Genomic DNA, 20,743 nt, shown 5'->3' on the forward strand with positions numbered 1-20,743 from the left:
ACAGTGATGCGACGAGAGCGAAAAAGCCTGCGGGCTGACAGTCACGTGGCTTTGGTGCTTGCGGCCGGAGGGCTTTGCGCTGCCGTGGTCGCGCTCCTGCTGTCGCGGCTCGATGTCAGCGCCGAAGTGCTGAAACTCTGCCTGCAGATATCGGTGCCGGTCGCCGCCGTTGCGCTGATTCTCGCCGCCCTGTTCATTTACCGGATACTGGACGACCGCCGGCAGATCGCCGAAAGCGAGCAGCGTTTCCGCCGCGCCATGGAGGATTCGGCGATCGGCATCGCCATTGTCGGCCTCGACGGCCGCATCCACGAAACCAACCCGGCCTTCGCCGCCATGCTCGGCTACAGCAAGCAGGAGATCGAGGCGCTGACCTTCTTTCAGATCACCCATCCCGACGATGTGCAGATCGGCCGTGAGACGATGGACGGCATGCGGGCGGGCACCGTCAACGCTTTCCACTTCGAAAAGCGCTACCTCAGGAAGGACGGCACGCCGGTATGGGCCCATCTTGCGGGCTCCGTCATTCGTGACGAGAAGAGCGGCCGCCCGCTCTACCTGGTCTCGCAGATCGAGGATATCGACGCGCGCAAGCAATCCGAGGCGCGCATAGCCGAGGCCGAAACGCGCTGGAATTTTGCCCTGGCCAGCGCCGGACAAGGCGTCTGGGACCTCGACATGCGCAAGGGTGGCACCACCTACTCCGCCACCTGGGTGAAGATGCTGGGCTATGCCGTTGGCGAGCTGGACGGCGACCCCGACCGCTGGCTGGCGATGATCCACCCCGACGATCGCGAAAACGTGGCCGAAGCCGATCGTGCCCATCTGGAGGGCAGGACGCCGTTCTTCGAAGCCGAGTTCCGGATGCGCCACAAGGATGGCCACTGGGTCTGGATCCTTGATCGCGGCAAGACGCTCGAACGCGACAAGGACGGAAGGTTGGTCAGGGCCATCGGCAGCCTGACCGACATCACCCAGCGCAAGCAAACCGAGGAAAGCCTCATCGTATCGGCGGCAATGCTGGCCGACGAGAAGGAGCGGCTGAGGGTGACGCTGCAGTCGATCGGCGACGCCGTCATCTGCACCGATGCCGCAAACCGCATCACCTTCATGAACCCTGTCGCCGAAAAGCTCACCGGCGTTGTTGGCGCAGAGGCGCTCGGCAAGACGCTTGGCCATGTCTACTGGGCGGTGGACGAAGAAACCGGGCAAAGGATCGGCATGACGCGGCCGGCGCTCGGCAGCGCCAGCCCTGCCGACCAGAACAGTCGCGCCGTCCTCATCCGTCGCGACGACACGCGCTGCAGCATCCGCCAGGTGGTGTCGCCGATCATGAACGACCGCCAGGAGTTCTGCGGCCTGGTCATCGTCTTCCAGGACTTCACAGATGCGCGCGCCTTGCAGCGCCAACTCGCCTATGCCGCCGCGCATGATGCGCTGACTGGCCTTGCCAACCGTTCGAGCTTTATCCGAACCACGGAGGAACTGGTCGACCGGAGCCGCAAGGCCGGCACAGCCAGGCCGGCGGGCGAACATCATTTCATGTTCATCGATCTAGACCATTTCAAGCTGGTCAACGACACTGGCGGGCACGCCGCCGGCGACGCCTTGCTGAAGCGGGTTGCCGAGGCCATTCGCGGTGCGCTTGGGCCGGAGGATATCGTGGCCCGCCTCGGCGGCGACGAATTCGCGGTCATCCTGAAAGCCGGGCCGAGCGCGGGCGCCAGGATTGCCGCACGCTCGGTCATCGACGCCATCCGCGGCCTGCAGTTCAGCTGGGACGGCCGGCCGCATGCGATCGATGCCAGCATCGGGCTGGCGCCAATCCACAGCAACAGCGGTGAAGTCGACGAGATCATCGCCCGGGCCGATGCTGCCTGCTATGCGGCCAAGGCCGCCGGCCGCGGCTGCGTTTCCGTGGCGCCTGACGATACCGGGTCAAGAGGCCAAGCAGAGCCGCCGCTTGCAGCGGCGTCCTGAGGGAGCACGGAACTTTCGTTCTGGTGGTTAGCGCGTCGGAACCGGATGCTCGCCGCGATAGTCGTAGAAGCCGCGCCCGGTCTTGCGGCCGAGCCAGCCGGCCTCGACATATTTCACCAGCAGCGGGCAGGGGCGATATTTCGAATCCGACAGGCCGTCATGCAGCACCTGCATAATCGACAGGCAGGTGTCGAGGCCGATGAAATCGGCGAGCTGCAGCGGTCCCATCGGATGGTTGGCGCCGAGCCGCATGGCGGTGTCGATGGCATCGACCGAGCCGACCCCCTCATAGAGCGTGTAGATCGCCTCGTTGATCATCGGCAACAGAATGCGGTTGACGATGAAGGCCGGAAAATCTTCAGAGACGGTGATGGTCTTGTCGAGCTGTTTCACATAGGCCTTGGCCGCCTCGAAGGTCTGATCCTCGGTAGCGATGCCGCGCACCAGTTCGACCAGCTTCATCAGCGGCACGGGGTTCATGAAATGTATGCCGATGAAACGCTCGGGACGGTCGGTCTGCGCGGCAAGCCGGGTGATCGAAATCGACGAGGTGTTGGTCGCCAGAATGGCTTCCGGGTTGAGCTGGGGACAGAGCTGCGCGTAAATCTTGCGCTTGACCGTCTCGTCCTCGGTCGCCGCCTCGATAACCAGATCGGCACCGGCGAGATCAGCCATGGTGGGGGCTGCGGAAATGCGCGCCATCGCTTCGTTACGCAGCTTTTCCTCAAGCTTGCCGGAGCCGACCTGGCGGGCCATGTTGCCGCTGACCGTGGCAATGCCCTTCTCGATACGGTCGGGCGAGACGTCGTAGATCAGCACCTTGAAACCCGAAAGTGCTGATACATGCGCGATGCCGCCGCCCATCTGGCCGGCGCCGATGATGCCGATCGTCTCGATCTTGGCCATTTGCAGCGATCCCGTCGAAAAGGCCTTTGCGGCCTGCTTTTTGTGCAGTGCAAACTAAAAGGGTGGGGCAGCTTCGTCTACCCCACCCTTTCACAATTTAATACGCTTTGGCAGAAAGCGTCAAAGCGCCTTTTGCAGTTCCGGCAGGATGACGAACAGGTCGCCGACCAGGCCGTAATCGGCAACCTGGAAGATCGGCGCCTCTTCGTCCTTGTTGATGGCGACGATGACCTTCGAATCCTTCATGCCGGCAAGGTGCTGGATGGCGCCGGAAATGCCGACGGCAATATAGAGGTCAGGCGCCACGACCTTGCCCGTCTGGCCGACCTGCCAGTCGTTCGGGGCGTAGCCGGCGTCGACGGCAGCGCGCGAGGCGCCGACGGCTGCACCGAGCTTGTCGGCGACCGGCAGAATGACCTCCTGGAACTTTTCCGAGGAACCGAGCGCGCGACCGCCCGAAATGATGATCTTGGCCGAGGTCAGCTCCGGACGGTCCGTCTCCGACAGCCTGTTCTCGACGAAGGTGGACAGGCCCGGATTGGACGCTGCCTGGATCGTCTCGACCGCGGCCGAACCGCCTTCGGGCGCGCCCTGGAAGGAAGCGGTCCGCACGGTGATCACCTTCTTGGCGTCGCTCGACTGCACCGTCTGGATGGCGTTGCCGGCATAGATCGGACGCTTGAAGGTATCGGGCGAAATCACTTCGATGATTTCCGACACCTGCGCGACATCGAGCAGGGCCGCGACGCGCGGCGCGACGTTCTTGCCCGACGAGGTCGCCGGCGCGATTATGGTGTCGTAGGCGCCGGCCAGTGAGACAACGAGTGCGGCGAGCGGTTCGGCGAGGCGCTCGGCCAGTTCGTCGGCCTCGGCCAGCAGCACCTTGCTCACGCCCTTGAGCTTGGCGGCGGCGTCGGCAGCGCCTTTGGCGCCTTTGCCGGCAACCAGAACATGCACGTCCGAACCGATCTGCAGCGCCGCCGAGAGCGCCTTGGCGGTCTGGTCAGAAAGGCTGGCGTTGTCGTGTTCTGCGATGAGGAGAATGGTCATTTATCTGTTCCTTCCAGTCTCAGAGCACGCCGGCTTCGTTCTTCAGCTTGTCGACCAGTTCGGCGACGCTCTTGACCTTCACGCCCGCCTTGCGGCCGCTGGGCTCCTCGGTCTTGAGCACCTTCAGGCGCGGCTTGACGTCGGCGCGGTAATCGGCCGGGCTCTTTTCGTCGAGCGGCTTCTTCTTGGCCTTCATGATGTTGGGCAGCGAGGCATAGCGCGGCTGGTTGAGGCGAAGATCGGCGGTGATGATCGCCGGCATCTTCAGTTCCACCGTCTGCAGGCCGCCGTCGACTTCGCGCGTCACCTTGGCCTTGTCGCCGTCGATCACGACCTTGGAGGCGAAAGTGCCCTGTGCCCAGCCGAGCAGGGCGGCCAGCATCTGGCCGGTCTGGTTCGAGTCATCATCGATCGCCTGCTTGCCGAGGATCACGAGACCGGGCTGTTCGGCGTCAACGACGCCCTTCAGCACCTTGGCGACGCCGAGCGGCTCGGTCTGTTCGTCTGTCTTGACCAGGATGGCGCGGTCGGCGCCCATGGCGAGCGCGGTGCGGAGCGTTTCCTGCGCCTGCTGCGGGCCGATCGACACGACGATGATCTCTTCGGCCTTGCCGGCTTCCTTCAGCCGGAGCGCCTCTTCCACCGCGATCTCGTCGAACGGGTTCATCGCCATCTTGACGTTGGCGAGTTCAACCGCCGAACCATCGGCCTTGACGCGAACCTTGACGTTCGCATCCACAACCCGCTTCACGGGCACAAGGATCTTCATTTGCCTGTCACCTCTCCTGAGATATCCGGGCGCGCTATAGCAGCGTGCGCCTCCGCAGAGTTGTCGAAAGCCGACATTCCTGACTGAATTCCGGCCAAACGGAATTCTGGCCGGACGGAATTCTTGTCTTCTGCCGCCTAGCGGTGGCGCTCTCCGTAGTTGTGGAGACGCAACACGTCAATATGCCACGGCAGCGGCCAAACCGCTCAAATCGGTTCAGTTGTGACCGGAAGCGCCACCCCGGCCCCAACGCGTCTCAGGTTGCACGGGAGCGGGACCGGCTGGCGCCGGCCCAGTAGAAGCGGCTGGCTGATCGGCGGGTTCCGGCTCGCCGTCGTCACCGGCGAGCAGCGGCACGCCGCGGCTGCGCATGATGAGCACCAGCACGCCACCGGCAATGATGCCGCCAATATGGCAGGCCCAGGATATATGGTTTTCGCCGCCGGCGGCAAACATCACCACCTGGAAGCCGATCCACAGGATCAGCGGGATGTAGGCCGGGATACGCAGCGGAATGCGGGCAAAGACCAGCACCCACACTTTCACCCGGGGGTAGAGGACCAGATAGGCGGCGACGACGCCGGCAATGGCGCCGGAGGCGCCGATCAGCGGCACCTCCGAACTCCAGGCGACGAGCCCTTGGAAGAAGGCGCCGGCGATGGCGCAAAGCAGGTAGAAGATAAGGTAGCGGATGTGGCCGAGTGCGTCCTCGACATTATCGCCGAACACCCACAGGAACAGCATGTTGCCGCCGAGATGAAAGATATCGGCATGCAGGAACGCATAGGTGAGGTAACTCAGGCTCTCCGGAATGACGACGAATTGGGGCGAGAGTTCTGCCGTGTCGTGGACAACCGAAGGGATGAAGCCGAGGCCGAGCACGGCGGCGTTGTTGAAATTTTCGCCGCCGATCGTGGTGATGAGAAAGACCAACACGTTGGCCGCGATCAGGCCGATCGTCACATATTGCAGCCGGATGTGGCGCAACCTGTTGGAGTCGTAAAGCGGGATGAACATGCCCCAAGCCCTTTCCCGCCTTCGAAAATTCAGCGGTTCTTGCCGGGCACCCATAACACGTCGGCATTTCCGTTGTCATTGACCGCACGGGCGGCGACGAACAGAAAGTCGGAGACGCGGTTTATGTATTTCAGCCCCTCGCGATTGACATGTTCGGCCGGGTCCTGCGCCAGCGCCACCATGATCCGCTCGGCCCGTCGCGCCACGGTGCGGGCAAGATGAAGTGCTGCCGCCGCCGGCGTGCCGCCATTGAGCACGAAGGATTTGAGCGGCTGCAGATCCTTGTTGAGAAGGTCGATATCCTTTTCGACGCGGTCGGTCTGCGAGGCGATGATGCGCAGCGGCTCGTAGCCCAGCGGCTTGCCGTCGTCGGGCACGGCGAGATCGGCGCCGAGGTCGAACAAATCGTTCTGGATGCGGGACAGCATGGCGTCGATGGCGGGATAACTTGCCGCTGTGTGCAGGCGGGCGATGCCGATGCAGGCATTGGCTTCATCGACGGTGCCGTAGGCATCGACGCGCAGGTCGGATTTCAGCCTGCGTTCACCGGTGCCGAGGCCAGTGGTGCCGTCATCGCCGGTGCGGGTGTAGATCTTGTTGAGCTTGACCACGTCGCCTCCCGAACGGCCGTCACTTGCGGGTGAAATACACCACCAGCAGGATCAGTGCCAACGCCAGCGCCTGCAGCAGCACGCGTGCCTGCATCAGCTTGTTCGAGCTCACACCGGAGCCGCCGCGCATCATGTTGATGAGGCCGCGGACAAGCACGATCACCACGGCGACCATGACGAGGACGAGGAGGACTTTGATGACGGTTGCCATGATCTGTTCCCAGTTCTGTTGCGATCAGGCGCGTCCGGCCAGAACGCGGTAGAGCATCGATGCCGGCAGGATGCGCTTGAGCATCACGCCAATCCTGGCCGGCACTGTTACCACATAGTGCGGGCGCGGGCGCCGCGACAGAAGTGCATGGCGCAAGGCCGCATAGACCACCTCCGGCCCCTTTTTCAGCCGTGATGAGCTGCCGCCGGCCCGAAGCCGCGCCAGCTGCGTGGCATAGGCGACGTGGTGGACGGAATTCTCGTGGTCGATGTTTTTCAGGAACCAGAACAGCCCGTTGCTGGCGATTTTCGAGGTCACCGGCCCCGGTTCGATCAGCGAGACATGGATGCCGCTGCCCCTGAGTTCCTGCTGCATGCACAGCATCAGGCCTTCGAGCGCGTGCTTGGAGGCTGAGTAGGCGCCGCGAAAAGGCACCGGCGCTAGCCCAAGGATCGAGGAACAATGAACGAGGCGGCCATGTCCCTGGCGACGCATTACCGGTACGATGCGTCGGGTGAGGTCGTGCCAGCCGAAGAAATTGGCCTCGAACTGCTCGCGCAATGCCGCAACCGGCAGGTCTTCCACGGCGCCGGGCTGTGCATGGGCGCCGTTGTTGAACAGGGCGTCGAGGCGTCCGCCTGTCCGCTCCAGCACCGATGCCGCAAGTGCTGCGATGGAATCCGGCTCACGGTAGTCGAGATAAAAGGCCTCGATGCCATCGGCTTCAAGTGCGGCTATGTCATCCGGCTTGCGCGCCGTTGCAAACACGCGCCAGCCATCCGCCTTCAGTGCACGGGCGCAGTGGGCGCCTATCCCGGACGAGGCGCCGGTGACGATGATGGTGCGCAACTCTTTGGCAGGCGGCATCGTGGTTTGAGCAAGGGTTGCCATTTGCCACAATCCCTTCCCATATTCGCGGCGTCGAGACAATCGAAGGGAACGCGGCTCTTGATGCGGAATATCGTCGTGCTGCGCCGCGTGCTCTATGACGCGCTTGGCCATTTCAACACCGATGACGGCTGGGCCATGGCCAGCCATCTGGCGATCACTTCGCTCATGGCGCTGTTCCCGTTCCTGATCTTCGCCACCACGCTGGCGAGCTTCCTCGGTGCGCAGGCGTTCGCCGATACTGCCGTGCACCTGGTCTTCGACACCTGGCCCGAACAGATCGCCAAGCCTATCGCGCGCGAGGTGCTCAACGTGCTGACCGTGCGGCGCACCGATCTTTTGACCTACGGCGTGCTTCTGGCGGCCTATTTCGCCTCCAACGGCATCGAGGCGCTGCGCACCTCGCTCAACCGCGCCTACCGCGTCGCCGAAACGCGCGGCATCATCTACCGCCGGGTGCAGAGCATTTTCTTCGTGCTGATCGCGACGGCCGGTTTCCTGGCGATCAGCGTGCTCCTGGTCTTTGCGCCTTTGCTGGCGCGGCTGGCGGAAGCTCATTTCGAGTGGATCAAACCCTATACGGGCACGATCACGCTGTGGCGCTACGTCATCGCCTCAACCGTCATCATTGGTGGCTTGTTTGCCGTCCACTACTGGCTGCCGGCGGGCAAGCGCCGCTTTGTCTCGCTGGTGCCTGGCATCATCTTCACTCTGGCTGCGTGGCTTGTCGGCTCGACGATGTTCGCGACCTACCTCGACCATTTCTCGTCCTATGTGACGACCTATGCCGGCCTCGCCTCGATCATGATCGCCGTGGTTTTCCTCTATATGCTGTCGGCGATCTTCATCCTCGGCGGCGAACTCAATGCGGCGATCAGCCGCTTTCTCGAAGCGCGCGCACGTGTCGGCAGCTAGGTTTTGGCTGGCCGAGCCGTGGCCAGCCCGACGCCGAGCGTCGCGATTGCCATGCCGACGATCTGCACGAGGCTGAGCTGTTCGCCGAACAGCGCCCAGGCGATGACAGCGGTGACGGCCGGCACCAGGTAGAACAGCGACGCGACCTTCGACATCTCGCCGTCGCGGATCATCACCATCAGCAGGAAGATGGCGCCGATCGACAGCACCAGGACCAGCCAGGCCATGGCGAAGATCAGTTCGCCGTTGATGATCACCGTGTGGGTCTCCAGTGCCAGCGAAGCCAGGATCATCAGCGAGCCGCCGCCGATATATTGCCACATCGTCGCCGCCACCAGGTCGCCACCCGAGGCATAGCGCTTCTGCCAGATGGTCCCGGCGCTCATGCCCAGCACCGAGACCAGCGACGCCGTCAGGGTTTCGGGCGTAACGCCGCCGCCGAGAGCGCCGAGCTTCGGCCACAGCACGATGATCACTCCCACAAGGCCGACGGCAAGGCCGGCCCAGTGGCGCGGCAGGATGTCCTCGCCGAGGAACCGGCCGGCAAGCACGGCGGTGATCAGCGGTTGCAGGCCGACGATCAGCGCCGAAAGCCCGGCGGGCATGCCCCTGTGGATCGCCCAGAACACGGCGCCGAGATAGATGCCATGCATGAGGATGCCGGCGACCGTGGCGTGAAGCGCTTCTGCCCTTGTGGCTCGCTTCGAGCCAAGCACGAGCATCAGCCCGGCAAGCAGCAAGGCGGCGATGACAAAGCGGGCTGCCAGAAAGGTGAAGGGCTCCGCCCAGGGCATGGCGTAGCGCGCGCCGATGAAACCTGTCGCCCACAGGACGACAAACGAGGCGGGGATGAACCGCTTGAGACTGTGCATTTCGGGGAAGCCGTTTCCGGTGGAGAGGTCCGATTCGGTGAAGAGACAAATACGGCAATTGCTCTAATGCGGTTCAATCCGGCAAGCAAAGTGAAACAATTGGTACATAAGCTCATCCTGATGTAGGAGGTGGCCGAATTCAAAAGGCGGCGTCAGGGCAATCGACTTCTGTCGATCGATCCGGCGACATGGCGTTTTGGCTTCGACAGGGAGCGCGCATGCTGTTGCATCTCGATACAAGCTGGCTGTTGATGACGGTGGCCAGTGTGGCCGTGTTCGGCTTCTTCTTCGGTTCAGCGCTCGACGCCATCATGCAGGAGGACGGTTTTGGGTCGACCGGCAACACATTGCTGTTCACGCTCGGCTTTTTCGTCGCGGTCATGGCCGCGAACGAACATGGCATCGTCCTGAGAGATCTGAAGCTCGCGGTTGCCTGGGGACTGGGCGGCGCCTTCGCGTTTATCGGCGCGTTGGCGCTGCTCAAGGCGGGGCTAGCCCGGCTTTAGTCAGAGCCCGACCAGCCGCCTGACATCGTCCGGCGACATGCCTGCCTGCCTCAGCGCGGCAAGGCCGGTATCAGCAAAACTCTTCGACAGTTTGCGCCCATCCGGTCCGAGTATGAGACGGTGGTGGAAATACTGCGGCTGGCCGAGGCCGAGCAGTTCCTGCAGCAGGCGCTGGATGCCGGTCGCGGAATAAAGGTCGCGGCCACGCACGACATGGCTGACGCCTTGCAGAGCGTCGTCGACGACGACGGCCAGGTGATAGCTGGTCGGGATGTCGCGGCGCGCCAGAATGACGTCGCCCCAGTCCTGCGGACGCGCCTCGACACGCTGCGTCGCCGAAAGCGTCTCGTTGGTGAATTCGCGCCAGGACAAATCCGTGCCGACGCGCGCCAGCGCTGCATCAATGTCGAGGCGCCAGGCGAAGGGCGCATTTTCGGCGATGCGGCGGTTGCGTTCGCTGACCGGCAGCGCCTTGTCGGCGGCGGGATAAAGCGGCACGCCGTCCGGGTCGCGCGGCCAGCCGCGGCCGCGCTTTTCGCTGTCGGCGATGAAGGCCCTGATCTCGCCACGGCTCATAAAGGCAGGGTAGACGAGTTCTTCGCGGACCAGCCGGTCGAGCACGGCCTGATAGTCGGAGAAATGCTCGGCCTGGCGCCGCACCGGCTGTTCCCATTCGAGACCTAACCATTCGAGGTCGCGAAAGATGCCGGCCTCGAATTCAGGCGTGCAGCGGATCGTGTCGATGTCCTCGATGCGCAGCAGCAGGCGGCCGCCGGCCGCACGCGCCAGTTGCTGGTTGAGCAGTGCCGAATAGGCATGGCCGAGATGCAGTTCGCCATTCGGGCTCGGCGCGAAGCGGAATGTCAGGAGCGTCATCTCACAAGCGGCAATCGGGTTGTGCAGCGGTTTTGCCAATTGCTACCGTGAGGTCGGTTCAGGAACAAGAAAACATGCAACGCATCGCGACACTGGACGATATTGCGCGCGGGCTGGATGCGCTTTGCGCAATCGATCCGCGCCTGGAAAAGGTGCGCGGCATGGCCGGCGAGGTGCCGCTGCGGCTGTCGGAGCCCGGCTTTCGAAGCCTGGCCTCCATTATCGTTTCGCAACAAGTATCCCGTGCGAGCGCCGATGCCATTTTCGGCCGGCTGGTGAAACTGGTCGATCCGCTAACGCCGCAGGCGATCCTTGCCGCCGGCGAGGACATGTTTCGTGAGGCTGGGCTGTCGCGGCCGAAGCAGCGCGGTCTGATCGCGGTTGCGCAGGCCGTGGTTGAGGGGCTCGACCTGCATCACCTCTGTTCGCTCGACGCCGAAGAGGCGATCGCGGCTATGATCGCGGTGCCGGGCATCGGCCCGTGGACGGCGGAAGTCTATCTCCTGTTTGCCGCCGGCCACCCCGATATTTTCCCCGCGCGCGACGTCGCGCTGCAGAGCGCGGTTGGCCACGCGCTCGGCATAGAGCCGCGTCCGCCGGAGAAAACGCTGATCGCTCTGGCCGAATCATGGAGCCCGTGGCGAGGCGTCGCATCGCGGCTTTTCTGGTCCTATTATCGCGAAACCAGGGGCCGGGACGCAGCACCTCCGGCCTCAAACCGTAAAAAGGCATGAAAATCCTGCATTTTTGCCGCTTTTGGCTGATGACAATCCGCTTCACATCCCTGTCATGTCGGGCTTACAGTATCCGCGCCGATCGGTTCTAGAACGAGGAGGTCAACAAGTGACGGTTGCCGTATCTCCGGATGGGCTTCCTGCGCTGGTGCTGAATGCGGATTACCGTCCGCTCAGCTATTACCCCTTGTCGCTCTGGTCCTGGCAGGACGCCATCAAGGCGGTGTTCCTCGACCGGGTCAACATCGTCGCCGAATACGAGCATGCGGTGTCTTCGCCGACCTTTTCGATGAAGCTGCCCAGCGTCGTCAGCCTGAAGGCCTATGTGAAGCCGTCGAGGCACCCGGCATTCACCCGCTTCAACGTGTTCCTGCGCGACCGCTTCCAGTGCCAGTATTGCGGCACGCCCGAGGATCTGACCTTCGACCACGTCATCCCGCGCCATCGCGGCGGGGCGACGACGTGGGAGAATGTCGTGGCCGCCTGTTCACCCTGCAATCTGAGGAAGGGCGGCATGATGCCGGCGCACGCCAAGATGTGGCCGCTGCAGAAGCCCTACCAGCCGACCGTGCACGACCTGCACAACAATGGCCGGCTGTTCCCGCCCAACCATCTGCATGAAAGCTGGATGGATTATCTCTACTGGGATGTGGAGTTGGAGCCGTAGGGATTGGCGCGATCGGCCTTGCCAGGGCAATCGCCGATGTCAGGTGCTGCCCCTCATCCGGCTGCCGCCACCTTCTCCCCGTATAGTGACGGGGAGAAGGGAATTGGCTGCAAATTTGGCGCCCTTCTTTCAGCGTTCGGGATTGGCGAAACCATTGATGACTGCGTCTTTCTCCCCGTCACTATACGGGGAGAAATGCCCGGCAGGGCAATGAGGGGCGGTGCCAACATTTAGAGACTGGCCGCATGGCGCGACCTCGCACTTGATTAATCGCGGGCCAGCGCGCCGCGAAAGGCGACGGCGGCGAGGATGAAGCTGGCGATGGCGTTCCAGCCGGCCAGCGACAGGCCGAGGATACGAAGGGCTGCCTTGTCGCAGGATGGCGGCACGAATTTGTCGAGTGCGTCGAGCACGCCCTTGCCGCCGGTGTCGACCGGGCCGGCGCCGGCCGTGCAATCGGCCGGGCCCTGCCACCAGGCCCATTCGACGCCCGAATGATAGACGCCGAGATAGAGCCCGTAGAGCATCAGCAGGCCGCCGACGGCAAGCAGGCCGCGCGTCAGCCATGCGGGCGCGCTGAGCGTCGAGGCAATCACCGCCAGCAGCATCAGCGGGGCGCCGATATAATAGGGCGTGCGCTGCTCCAGGCAGAGATGGCAGGGGATGTAGCCGCCTATGTGCTGGAAGGCGAGCGCGGAGCCGACCGTGGCGGCCATGGCGACGGCGAGAAACAAAGCGGTGCGCGTCCGCTGGCGTCCGGTATCGGCTGTCATCGTGGCTGTCATGTTTCGTCCGTTGAATTCGCCGTCCGCCGGCATAGTCCTGACCCACCGCCCACCTTGGGCGGTCAGAAGGCGTATTTGACGAGGATATAGAGCAAAATCAGGGCGGCGGCGCCGGCGCCGACGATCAATCCCAAACGCTTCTCGATGAATTCCTTGATCTCCTCGCCATAGCGGCGCAGCAGCCAGGCAAGAAGCAGGAAACGAGCGCCACGCGCCAGGATGGCGGAGACGATGAAGACGAAAAGATTGACGTGGAGGGCGCCTGCCAGAATGGTGACCACCTTGATCGGCGGCAGGTGGGCGGCACCCGATGTGACGAGCAGCACCAGCATCAGCCCGGTGCCGGCCGACTGCCACCTCTCGAACGCGTCAAGGCCGCCAAAGTGCTCCAGCATCGGCCGTGCTATCGTGTCGTAGGCATAGTAACCGATCAGCCAGCCGGCAATGCCGCCCAGCACCGACGCGACAGTAGCGGTCAGCGCGTAGCGATAGGCGCGTTCGGGCCGCGCCAACGCCATGGGCAGGTACAAGACGTCGGCAGGTATGAAAAACACCGAGCTTTCGACGAAAGCGATGAAGGCCAGCCACCATTCGGCGGATTTGCGGGCCGCCAGCGACAAGGTCCAGTCGTAAAGTCCGCGAAGCATCGGCTCTCCTGGATGCAGGTTGCCCAGACGCAACGCGCTTTGATGCGCGTCTGTCTAGAAAGATTTTCCGCGCCGCACAATGGCAGGAGCGTCATGAAACAGAAAGGCGGGCTTTTGCCGCAAGCACGGCACGGCGGCGCATTTGGCCAGTTGACGAACAGGCCTCCGACCGTATAGTCCGCGCCCATCCAGGCCTCCTGGCCTGAGCCCCTATGGCGGAATTGGTAGACGCGCTCGACTCAAAATCGAGTTCCGCAAGGAGTGCTGGTTCGATTCCGGCTAGGGGCACCATTTTTGATCTCACGCCAGTTCGCTTCGCTCATGGGCTCCGATGGGGCGGCCTGACCGGCCGACGGGCGGTCGCCCTTGCGAACCCTCCGGGTTCGAACAGTGCCTCGAACACAGAGCCAACCGCGGCTGCTGAGGATGACAGCGATAGCGCCAATCAGCGGCGGCCGGTAGCCCCGCTCTACGTGCTCTCAGGCCGCCGCACGGTGTTCTTCACGGGCAGCTTCCCACACTTCGCGGGCCGCGTCGGCGTTCATGACCGCGATCCCCAATCCCACCGCCAAATCGGGCCACGCGGAATGCCAGAGCAAGGCCGTGACCAACCCTGCGGCAATAATGGCGATGTTGGCCAAGGCGTCGTTGCGGGCCGACAGGAAGGCCGCCTTTGTGAGGCTGCCGCCACGATGCCGGTGCGCGGCCAGCATGTAGGCGCAGGACAGGTTGACGGCGAGAGCGCCAAGTCCCGCCAAGGTCAAGGCGATGGGCTGCGGCGGCACCGGCACGTTGAACTTCTCCCAAGCCGTCCAGAGCGTTGCCAGACCCGGCATGAGAAGGATGAGCGCCAATGCCATCCCCACCCGCGCACGGGAGCGCACAGACCACCCAAGTGCGAGCAGGATAAGGAGGTTCACGGAAGCATCTTCAAGAAAGTCGATGCTGTCGGCGAACAGGGACACTGATCCAATGGCGAGCGCCACAGCGAACTCGATCCCGAAATAGGCAAGATTGAGAAGCGCGACGATGAGGACGATGCGGCGAAGGTTCATCTTCTGGCAGTATCCGAAACCAGTGTGTGGAGCTACAGCTTCGCGGTTTCCAAGGAAAGCCCCTGCTCGTTCCGGGTCCCGGCCGATGGGCGGTTGCCCTTGCGACCTTTTGCGTGCGAGCCGCGCCTCGAACACGGACTTAGCGCATATTCCCCGTATGCCCTTGCGAATACCGCCCCGGCTGTGGCCACACCGTCAGGCCGTGCGGCTCTGAGCCAACCCGAAACTTGGTCACCGCGCCCGATGTCGTGTCGATCATGTAGGCGGCACTGTCGAAGCGGCCGGACAGCCATAGTTGTTTGCCGTCGGCGCTGACATTGCCCATGTCGGGGCTGCCGCCGCCGGGGATCGGCCATTGCGTGACGACCGCGCGGGTGGCGAAGTCGATCACGGTCACGCTGCCCGGTCCCTTTGCCTGGCCCTGCTCCATCTTGTGCGAGCCCCGGTTCGAGACATAGAGCCGCTTGCCGTCGCGGCTGACGACGAAACCATGGGCGCCGATGCCGGTCGGGATGAAGCCGATCTCCTTGAAACTGTCGCCATCGACGAGGAACACGCCGTCATTCATCATGTCGGCGACGTAAAAAACCTTGCCGTCGGGCGAGAGGCGGATGTCCTGCGGCATGCCCATTTTCGAGAAGTCGAGATGGCCAAGCACCTTCTGGTTCTTCAGGTCGATCTTTGCCAATCCGCCATTGCCGTATTCGCAGGTGAAGATCGCGTAGGCCCCGTCGACCGAGAATTCGGCGTGGTTGATGCCGGGGCAAGTGGGCGTCGGCAGGCTCGACATTAGCGCCATGGTGTGAGGATCGCGGAAATCGAGCCGCTCCAGGGCTTCGTCGACGACGATGGCCGCGCCCGGCATGAAATACAAATTGTAGGGATCGTCCACGGCGATCTGCGGGCCGGGCTTGCCGGTCATCGGGTCGATCGGCGTCAGGCTGCCGTTCTTGCCGGTGCCATTGTTGGCGACCCAGAGCGTCTTCAGGTCCCAGGACGGCACGACGTGCTGCGGTTTGCTGCCGACCGGGAACCTGTCGACTTCCTTGAGTGTCATGGTGTCGATCACCGTGACGCTGTTGGAGGAGCGGTTCGGCACATAGACGCGCGGCAGTGCACCCAGCGTGGCCGGGCTGAGATGGCTGGCGGCGGTGTGGCTGTAGATGTTGATGGACGGCGCGGGCTCGCTGCAATCCTCGGGACAGCTATCGGCCCAGGCGCGGACAGGCAGCAGCGCAAGCAGCAAAAAGGCCGCACGGGGACCGGCGTGACGCAAAAAGGTTCTGATCATCAGGATGGCTTGTCGTGAAGGCCGGCCGAAATTGCCGCGCCGACCCATAGCTGGTGTCTTGCCGTTGATCCAGTGGCTTTTCTCAGGCTCCCCGCGCGGTTGGCGCAGTCATTGGTGACCTGTATCGCGAGCACAAGCGGCTCGATAGCAACCAAGATCAAAATCCGTTTCGGTCAATATCAGCCTGCTTTGGCGCGTCGGATGCCTTGACCGCGCTACAGCGCCGCCATCGAAGCGGCCGGACAGTCAAAGCTGTCTGCCGTCTGCACTGAGATTGCCCACGTCCGGACTGCCGCCGAAGCGCTCAATTTCGCTCGCAATATTGCATGGCTTCCATCATTACCTCACGTTGCGAACGTCCTCGGATCTCCTCGTCCACCTTGCACACAGGTTGACACACTGCCTGCTAATGACCGCATAAGTTGTTGCTCAGGAGCAACATCGAGAACGCCATGTCGCCGAGCTGGGCCTGGATTCGGGAGGAAAACCGCTATTGACGATTGACTCAACCTTGGGCCGCCGATCACCTTTACGCAGGGAATGGTGGTGGAGGGCGTGATGGACTCAACTTGCAAAGCTTCTCACGAGAGCCGATTTGGCTGCGTAGTGGCCTCGCTGTCAGTGTTTTTTCTCATTCTCATGCTTTCTTCGGTAGCGCCAGCTTCGGCACAGGTCGTCTTCGGTGGTGACGCGGGAGATCCAGAGAACACGATCTGCAGCTTTGCCGGCGTGATCGGCACCACAATAAACGACGATTGTTCGGACTCCGACGATTATTTTGTGCCCGCACCGGGTATCACTATTGGCCCCAACGGCAGCCAAATTAATTTCGACGCGGCGACGGGTGCGGCGACCTTCGGTGGAGCGGTTGATATGGGTGGCAACATCGTAACGAACGTCGGCACCCCGACGGCAGGAACGGATGCGGCCAACAAGGATTATGTTGACGGCGTCGTCGGCGACGCTTCAGCAAAGAACATTGAGCAGGATGGCCGACTAGACGATGTCGAAGCCAAGAACACGCAGCAAGATACTCGGCTCACCGGCGTCGAGACCAAAAACGTCCAGCAGGACACCACCCTCGCCAATCACGAGACGCGGATCACGCAGACGGAAGCGAAGGATACGGAGCAAGACGGCCGGCTTGCCGGACACGACACCATGCTCGCGTCGCTCGATACGCGTGTGACGACAAACACCAGCGATATCGCATCGCTCGACGGACGAGTCGGCGCGCTGGAGAGCGGCTTCTCTGAACTAGGGACGGAGATTTCCGAGAATCGCACCGAGGCCCGTCAGGGCATCGCAGCGGCAATAGCAATGACAACTGCCCCAATGCCGTCCGTTCCGGGCCGCACGAGCTGGGCCGGCAATGTCGGTTATTTCAAGGGTGAAACGGCGTTCGGTGGCTCGCTCGCTCATCGCCTCGACTTCGATGAACCTTTCGCGTTCACCGCGGGTTATGCCTATGGCGGTGGAACCAGCCATGGTTTCCGCCTCGGTCTAGCCGGCGAGTTTTAGCGCCTGCCTGCAAGCGCCGAGGATGGAGCAAGAGCCGGCGGCCTTGGCCGGAGGGTGTGAAAAATGCGCCGATTGACGTGGCTGGCCTTGGTCATGGCCGTCTGCTGCCTGCAAGTGCTTCCCGCCCACGCACAGGCTAAGAAGGATGGTCGTTCGGCGTCCAAGGTGTCCGACGCCCCAAAACCGGCGGACATCGACCACAATGGCGTCCTGATCTTGGTCAGGTCCACATTGCTGGCACTCGACCATGCAAACAGGACCGGAAATTATTCCGTGCTGCGTGAGCTTGGCGCCCCGGACTTTCAAGCCAACAACCCTGCTCGGCTGGGTGAGATTTTCGCGAAGCAGCGCAACGAAGGGCTTGATCTCAGCGGTGTAGCCGTGCTCGAGCCGCAATTGACGTTGATGCCGCAAATCGAATCCAACGGCATGCTGCATATGGCAGGGTTTTTTCCCTCTGCCGCGATGCAGCTAAACTTCGAACTTGTTTTCGCTCCTATCGACCGGCAGTGGAAGATTTCTGCCATGTTGGTCAAAGTCGGCACCAGCGCTCCCAAGGCGCCCGATAGCCCCCCAATTCCAGCCCCCCTCCCGCCGGTCCAAAAACCGGAACCGCCAGCTGCCGCGATTACTACAAAGTCTCAGATCAAGAAGCCCGGTCGCGCTCCGCCACTATAACAACGCGCAGGCCATCGGCTCTATCGCCGTCCCAGCAAACTCTTCACGCGATTGCGCAGCAGGCGGGCCATGTTGCGGGTTTCGCGGTAGAGGTGCAGCTGCGAGGCGGCCTGGCGGGCGAGGCGGTCGGCATCCGGCGTCAGCCCGATCACCAGCGAGCCCATCGGCTTGCGCTCGCTCCACAGCCGGCTCATCACCGGGTGGTCGGGCACGGCGCAGGAATCGGTCATCATGATGTTGGGGTCGTCGAGATGCTGCCTGGTCACCTCGATCATCAGCAGCGTGCCCGGCGAATAGGTCGCCAGCGTCTCGTCATAGGCGGTCTTCCAGGTGTAGGCGACGCCGGCCTCGACGAAGACGACCAGGCAGGCGATCGTGCGGCCGTCCAGCGTCAGCGAATGGATGCGGCACATGTCGTGCTCGGCCAGCCGGTGCACGGCTTCGCGGGCAAAGGCGGCGCGGTAGCGGTCGATGGCCATGGCGGTGCGCTCGCGGCCCTTCCAGCCGGCCGCCTCCAGCGTCAGGAAACTTTCGATGGCGTGGCGGATTTCGTCCGGTCCCCGCGCCACGACATGCTCCAGCCTGCCGAGATCCCCCAGGCGCCGTTTCAGGCGGCGGAATTCGCGGTAGTGGTGCGCGCGCAGCGATGCTTTCAAATAGGCCTCGCCGTCGAGGGTGCTTTCGAGCACCGGCCGGTCCGCCTTGCCGGTGGTGACCATTGTCAGGCCGCGCGTCTCGGCAACGGTGGCCAGCACGCTGGCCAACGGGCCGTCGAGGCGCATGTCGGGCAGCACGAAGACCTTCGGCAACTTGAGATGCGGCCGCGACAGCATGCCGAAGAAATCCTCGACGACGCCGATGGGGTCGTCATGGTCGACCAGCGGCGTGCCGATCGGGCCGAACGGGCTCGACCAGGTGCGCATCACCGGAACGCCGAGCGGCACGGCCGGCCGTTCGACCGAGAACGGCACCAGCAGGCGCAGCCGGTTGCGGTATTCGTCGCCGTCGCGGATCACCGCCAGCTTGACCTCGCGATCTTCCAGCCTGGGCATGGCCGGCGCCAGAAAGCGCGGGTTGAAGAAGACGTTGGGCTCGATCGTGCGGGTGCACAGATAGTCGAGTTCCTCGACCAGTTCGAAGCCGGCCGAAGCCGGATAGATCGCCAGCTTGCGCAGCGGCCGGTTGTTGGCGAGGATCTCGAGATGCGCCGGATCGGCGTCGCGCGCCAGGCCGGCAAGGCCGGACACCATGGCGCCGGCCGGACCGCCGCTGGTTTCCTCGATCAGCGGGATGGCGGCCATCAGGCGGCTCCCTCGGCAGCGGGCACGAAGATCAGCATGACGATGCCGAGCTTGCGCCAGACGGTGAAGGACAGGGCGCTGGCCTCGAAGACCATGGCGAGGCTGGTGGCGATCGCCGCGCCCCACAGGCCGAAGAACGGGATCAGCACCACGTTGAGACCGATGTTGAAGGCCAGCGTCATGGCATAGACGGCGGCGCAGATGTTCTGGTTGCCGCTCATCGTCAGAAGGCTTTCGCACGGGCCGACGGCGGCGCGCGCCACGACGCCGAACACCAGCAGGAACAACAGCGGATAGCCGGCGGTGAATTCCGGGCCGAACAGAACCAGCATCGGTTCGCCGAGCGCCAGCACCAGCAGCGCCATCAGCAGCGACGGCCAGAACGTCCACGACACGGTCTCGCGGGCGAAGGCGGCGAGCTTTTCCGGCTCGCCATGGGTGAACTGCGCATAGCGCTGGGCAACGCCGGCCTTGACGGAGAAATAGACGAAATGCACCAGCGCCAGCGTCTTGACGGTGGCGAAATAGACGGCGACATCATTGGGCTGAAGATAGGCGCCGACCATCAGCACATCGGCGTTGGTGAGCAGGAAGAAGAAGCTCTCGACCAGGAAGATCGGCAGCGAGACGATGAACCACTCGGCGAAATGCACCTTCATCGGCCCGGCCGGGATATTCCTGCCCATGCGTGTGGTCACGCCGATGAGCTGGCCGAGCGTGGTGGCGTAGGTGGCGGCGATCGAAGCGAAGATCGCTGTCCTGGCGTCGGGCGCATAGCCCATTGCCAGCATCAGCGCCATCAGCGCCAGGATCAGCACCGGCCGCACCAGATAGGTTGGCGACAACGCAAACAACGCCCAGGAATTGGCGCGTGACTGGCCTTGCAGCAGATCGCCCATGGCGATCATCGGCAGGCAGAACAGGCCGAGGATGAAGGGCATCACATAGTAGCTCTCGATCCAGTTCGCGCACAGCCAGACGCCCAGTGCGCCAAGTCCGGCGATCGCGGTCGAGGCAATCAGCACGAACAGGCGGCTGGCGACCACGATGCCGCGCAGCTCGGCCAGCATGTTGCGTTCGCGGTATTCGGGGATGAAGCGGATGACCGAGGTGTGGAAGCCGAGGCAGGCGAGGTTGCCGACGATGACCATCGTCACCCAGACGAGGACGAAGATGCCGTATTCGAACGAGCCCATCCAGCGCGCCATCAGAACCTGGCTGATGAAGGCGATAACGGCGCTGACGATGCGGATGGCAAAGGCGATCAGCGACATGCGCCCGGCTTCGCCGCGCTCGTCGGCGGTGAACAGCACCGCATCGATGCGGCCAAGCAGAGGCCCCATGCGCAGCGCCAAGCGCTGCGGCAAGAACCGCCCGGCCGTCGTCGCCGCGGAAAAGCGCACCCCGATGTCTCTCCGTTTTCCGCCTGTTTCCAAGCTTTCGATGTATCCGAAACACCTTAA

The 20,743-nt window shown here is 63.3% G+C and carries 22 protein-coding genes and 1 tRNA gene; 8 read left to right on the top strand and 15 right to left on the bottom strand.

The window, feature by feature from the left end:
* Window positions 1-45: 45 nt before the first annotated feature.
* A complete protein-coding gene (locus tag NKJ80_RS19510; protein WP_352498151.1) occupies window positions 46-1,980 on the top strand; it encodes a PAS domain S-box protein in 1,935 nt (644 codons plus the stop codon).
* A gap of 27 nt (window positions 1,981-2,007) precedes the next feature.
* Here NKJ80_RS19510 and NKJ80_RS19515 read toward each other — a convergent pair whose 3' ends face one another.
* The 7 genes from NKJ80_RS19515 to NKJ80_RS19545 all read right to left on the bottom strand — a co-directional run bounded on the left by NKJ80_RS19515 (window position 2,008) and on the right by NKJ80_RS19545 (window position 7,435).
* Window positions 2,008-2,886 (bottom strand): 3-hydroxybutyryl-CoA dehydrogenase, encoded by an 879-nt coding sequence (locus NKJ80_RS19515; RefSeq protein WP_023671668.1) that lies wholly within the window; start codon window positions 2,884-2,886, stop codon window positions 2,008-2,010.
* A gap of 120 nt (window positions 2,887-3,006) precedes the next feature.
* Complete coding sequence (locus NKJ80_RS19520) at window positions 3,007-3,936, bottom strand: electron transfer flavoprotein subunit alpha/FixB family protein (RefSeq protein WP_023742875.1); 930 nt, start codon at window positions 3,934-3,936, stop codon at window positions 3,007-3,009.
* Window positions 3,937-3,955: 19 nt separating this feature from the next.
* Window positions 3,956-4,705: an electron transfer flavoprotein subunit beta/FixA family protein gene (locus NKJ80_RS19525; RefSeq protein WP_352498152.1), complete on the bottom strand. Its 750-nt coding sequence runs from the start codon at window positions 4,703-4,705 to the stop codon at window positions 3,956-3,958.
* A gap of 216 nt (window positions 4,706-4,921) precedes the next feature.
* Window positions 4,922-5,722 (bottom strand): rhomboid family intramembrane serine protease, encoded by an 801-nt coding sequence (locus NKJ80_RS19530; protein WP_352498153.1) that lies wholly within the window; start codon window positions 5,720-5,722, stop codon window positions 4,922-4,924.
* Window positions 5,723-5,751: 29 nt separating this feature from the next.
* Complete coding sequence (locus NKJ80_RS19535) at window positions 5,752-6,333, bottom strand: cob(I)yrinic acid a,c-diamide adenosyltransferase (protein WP_023671672.1); 582 nt, start codon at window positions 6,331-6,333, stop codon at window positions 5,752-5,754.
* Between the two features lie 19 nt (window positions 6,334-6,352).
* Window positions 6,353-6,544: a twin transmembrane helix small protein gene (locus tag NKJ80_RS19540; protein WP_023671673.1), complete on the bottom strand. Its 192-nt coding sequence runs from the start codon at window positions 6,542-6,544 to the stop codon at window positions 6,353-6,355.
* Window positions 6,545-6,568: 24 nt separating this feature from the next.
* Window positions 6,569-7,435: an SDR family oxidoreductase gene (locus tag NKJ80_RS19545; protein ID WP_352498154.1), complete on the bottom strand. Its 867-nt coding sequence runs from the start codon at window positions 7,433-7,435 to the stop codon at window positions 6,569-6,571.
* 60 nt (window positions 7,436-7,495) lie between these two features.
* On the opposite strand from NKJ80_RS19545, the gene NKJ80_RS19550 reads away from it, so the two are divergent.
* Window positions 7,496-8,347 carry a YihY/virulence factor BrkB family protein gene (locus NKJ80_RS19550; protein ID WP_023671675.1) on the top strand — a complete coding sequence of 284 codons (852 nt, stop codon included), beginning with the start codon at window positions 7,496-7,498 and terminating at the stop codon, window positions 8,345-8,347.
* On the opposite strand, the gene NKJ80_RS19555 is transcribed toward NKJ80_RS19550, so the two are convergent.
* The gene (locus NKJ80_RS19555) at window positions 8,344-9,219 is read right to left on the bottom strand and encodes a DMT family transporter (RefSeq protein ID WP_031195766.1); all 876 of its coding nucleotides are present in this window, start codon (window positions 9,217-9,219) and stop codon (window positions 8,344-8,346) included. The genes NKJ80_RS19550 and NKJ80_RS19555 overlap by 4 nt on opposite strands.
* Window positions 9,220-9,437: 218 nt before the next feature.
* Here NKJ80_RS19555 and NKJ80_RS19560 point away from each other — a divergent pair, with 218 nt between their 5' ends.
* A complete protein-coding gene (locus tag NKJ80_RS19560) occupies window positions 9,438-9,725 on the top strand; it encodes a hypothetical protein (RefSeq protein WP_023701414.1) in 288 nt (95 codons plus the stop codon).
* On the opposite strand, the gene gluQRS is transcribed toward NKJ80_RS19560, so the two are convergent.
* Window positions 9,726-10,601 carry a tRNA glutamyl-Q(34) synthetase GluQRS gene (gene gluQRS / locus NKJ80_RS19565; RefSeq protein WP_023833373.1) on the bottom strand — a complete coding sequence of 292 codons (876 nt, stop codon included), beginning with the start codon at window positions 10,599-10,601 and terminating at the stop codon, window positions 9,726-9,728. It lies immediately after the preceding gene.
* Window positions 10,602-10,675: 74 nt separating this feature from the next.
* Here gluQRS and NKJ80_RS19570 point away from each other — a divergent pair, with 74 nt between their 5' ends.
* Both NKJ80_RS19570 and NKJ80_RS19575 read left to right on the top strand, forming a co-directional pair.
* Complete coding sequence (locus NKJ80_RS19570) at window positions 10,676-11,335, top strand: DNA-3-methyladenine glycosylase family protein (RefSeq protein WP_352498155.1); 660 nt, start codon at window positions 10,676-10,678, stop codon at window positions 11,333-11,335.
* A gap of 109 nt (window positions 11,336-11,444) precedes the next feature.
* Window positions 11,445-12,002: an HNH endonuclease gene (locus NKJ80_RS19575; RefSeq protein WP_008874122.1), complete on the top strand. Its 558-nt coding sequence runs from the start codon at window positions 11,445-11,447 to the stop codon at window positions 12,000-12,002.
* Window positions 12,003-12,268: 266 nt separating this feature from the next.
* On the opposite strand, the gene NKJ80_RS19580 is transcribed toward NKJ80_RS19575, so the two are convergent.
* Window positions 12,269-12,787 (bottom strand): disulfide bond formation protein B, encoded by a 519-nt coding sequence (locus NKJ80_RS19580; protein WP_352498156.1) that lies wholly within the window; start codon window positions 12,785-12,787, stop codon window positions 12,269-12,271.
* A 62-nt stretch (window positions 12,788-12,849) separates the two neighbouring features.
* On the bottom strand, window positions 12,850-13,434 hold the full coding sequence (locus NKJ80_RS19585) for a YqaA family protein (RefSeq protein ID WP_023815696.1): 585 nt from the start codon (window positions 13,432-13,434) through the stop codon (window positions 12,850-12,852).
* A gap of 206 nt (window positions 13,435-13,640) precedes the next feature.
* Here NKJ80_RS19585 and NKJ80_RS19590 point away from each other — a divergent pair.
* Window positions 13,641-13,725, top strand: a tRNA-Leu gene (locus tag NKJ80_RS19590).
* A gap of 188 nt (window positions 13,726-13,913) precedes the next feature.
* Here NKJ80_RS19590 and NKJ80_RS19595 read toward each other — a convergent pair.
* Window positions 13,914-14,489: a cation efflux transmembrane domain-containing protein gene (locus NKJ80_RS19595; RefSeq protein WP_023673757.1), complete on the bottom strand. Its 576-nt coding sequence runs from the start codon at window positions 14,487-14,489 to the stop codon at window positions 13,914-13,916.
* A gap of 139 nt (window positions 14,490-14,628) precedes the next feature.
* Window positions 14,629-15,780 carry a YncE family protein gene (locus NKJ80_RS19600; protein ID WP_023694009.1) on the bottom strand — a complete coding sequence of 384 codons (1,152 nt, stop codon included), beginning with the start codon at window positions 15,778-15,780 and terminating at the stop codon, window positions 14,629-14,631.
* A 606-nt stretch (window positions 15,781-16,386) separates the two neighbouring features.
* Between NKJ80_RS19600 and NKJ80_RS19605 the strand changes: the two genes are divergently transcribed.
* Together NKJ80_RS19605 and NKJ80_RS19610 are read left to right on the top strand one after the other, a co-directional pair.
* On the top strand, window positions 16,387-17,301 hold the full coding sequence (locus NKJ80_RS19605) for a hypothetical protein (RefSeq protein WP_023735178.1): 915 nt from the start codon (window positions 16,387-16,389) through the stop codon (window positions 17,299-17,301).
* Window positions 17,302-17,364: 63 nt separating this feature from the next.
* Complete coding sequence (locus NKJ80_RS19610) at window positions 17,365-17,979, top strand: hypothetical protein (RefSeq protein WP_050589749.1); 615 nt, start codon at window positions 17,365-17,367, stop codon at window positions 17,977-17,979.
* 20 nt (window positions 17,980-17,999) lie between these two features.
* Here the strand turns inward: NKJ80_RS19610 and NKJ80_RS19615 are convergent, their stop codons facing one another.
* Together NKJ80_RS19615 and NKJ80_RS19620 are read right to left on the bottom strand one after the other, a co-directional pair.
* Window positions 18,000-19,280 (bottom strand): GNAT family N-acetyltransferase, encoded by a 1,281-nt coding sequence (locus NKJ80_RS19615; RefSeq protein WP_023698693.1) that lies wholly within the window; start codon window positions 19,278-19,280, stop codon window positions 18,000-18,002.
* The gene (locus NKJ80_RS19620) at window positions 19,280-20,683 is read right to left on the bottom strand and encodes a lipopolysaccharide biosynthesis protein (RefSeq protein ID WP_023735177.1); all 1,404 of its coding nucleotides are present in this window, start codon (window positions 20,681-20,683) and stop codon (window positions 19,280-19,282) included. Before NKJ80_RS19620 ends, NKJ80_RS19615 begins: the two co-directional genes overlap by 1 nt.
* Window positions 20,684-20,743: the final 60 nt, after the last annotated feature.

Origin of the sequence: Mesorhizobium sp. M0030 (genome assembly GCF_040323695.1) — a bacterium.
Classification (GTDB): domain Bacteria; phylum Pseudomonadota; class Alphaproteobacteria; order Rhizobiales; family Rhizobiaceae; genus Mesorhizobium.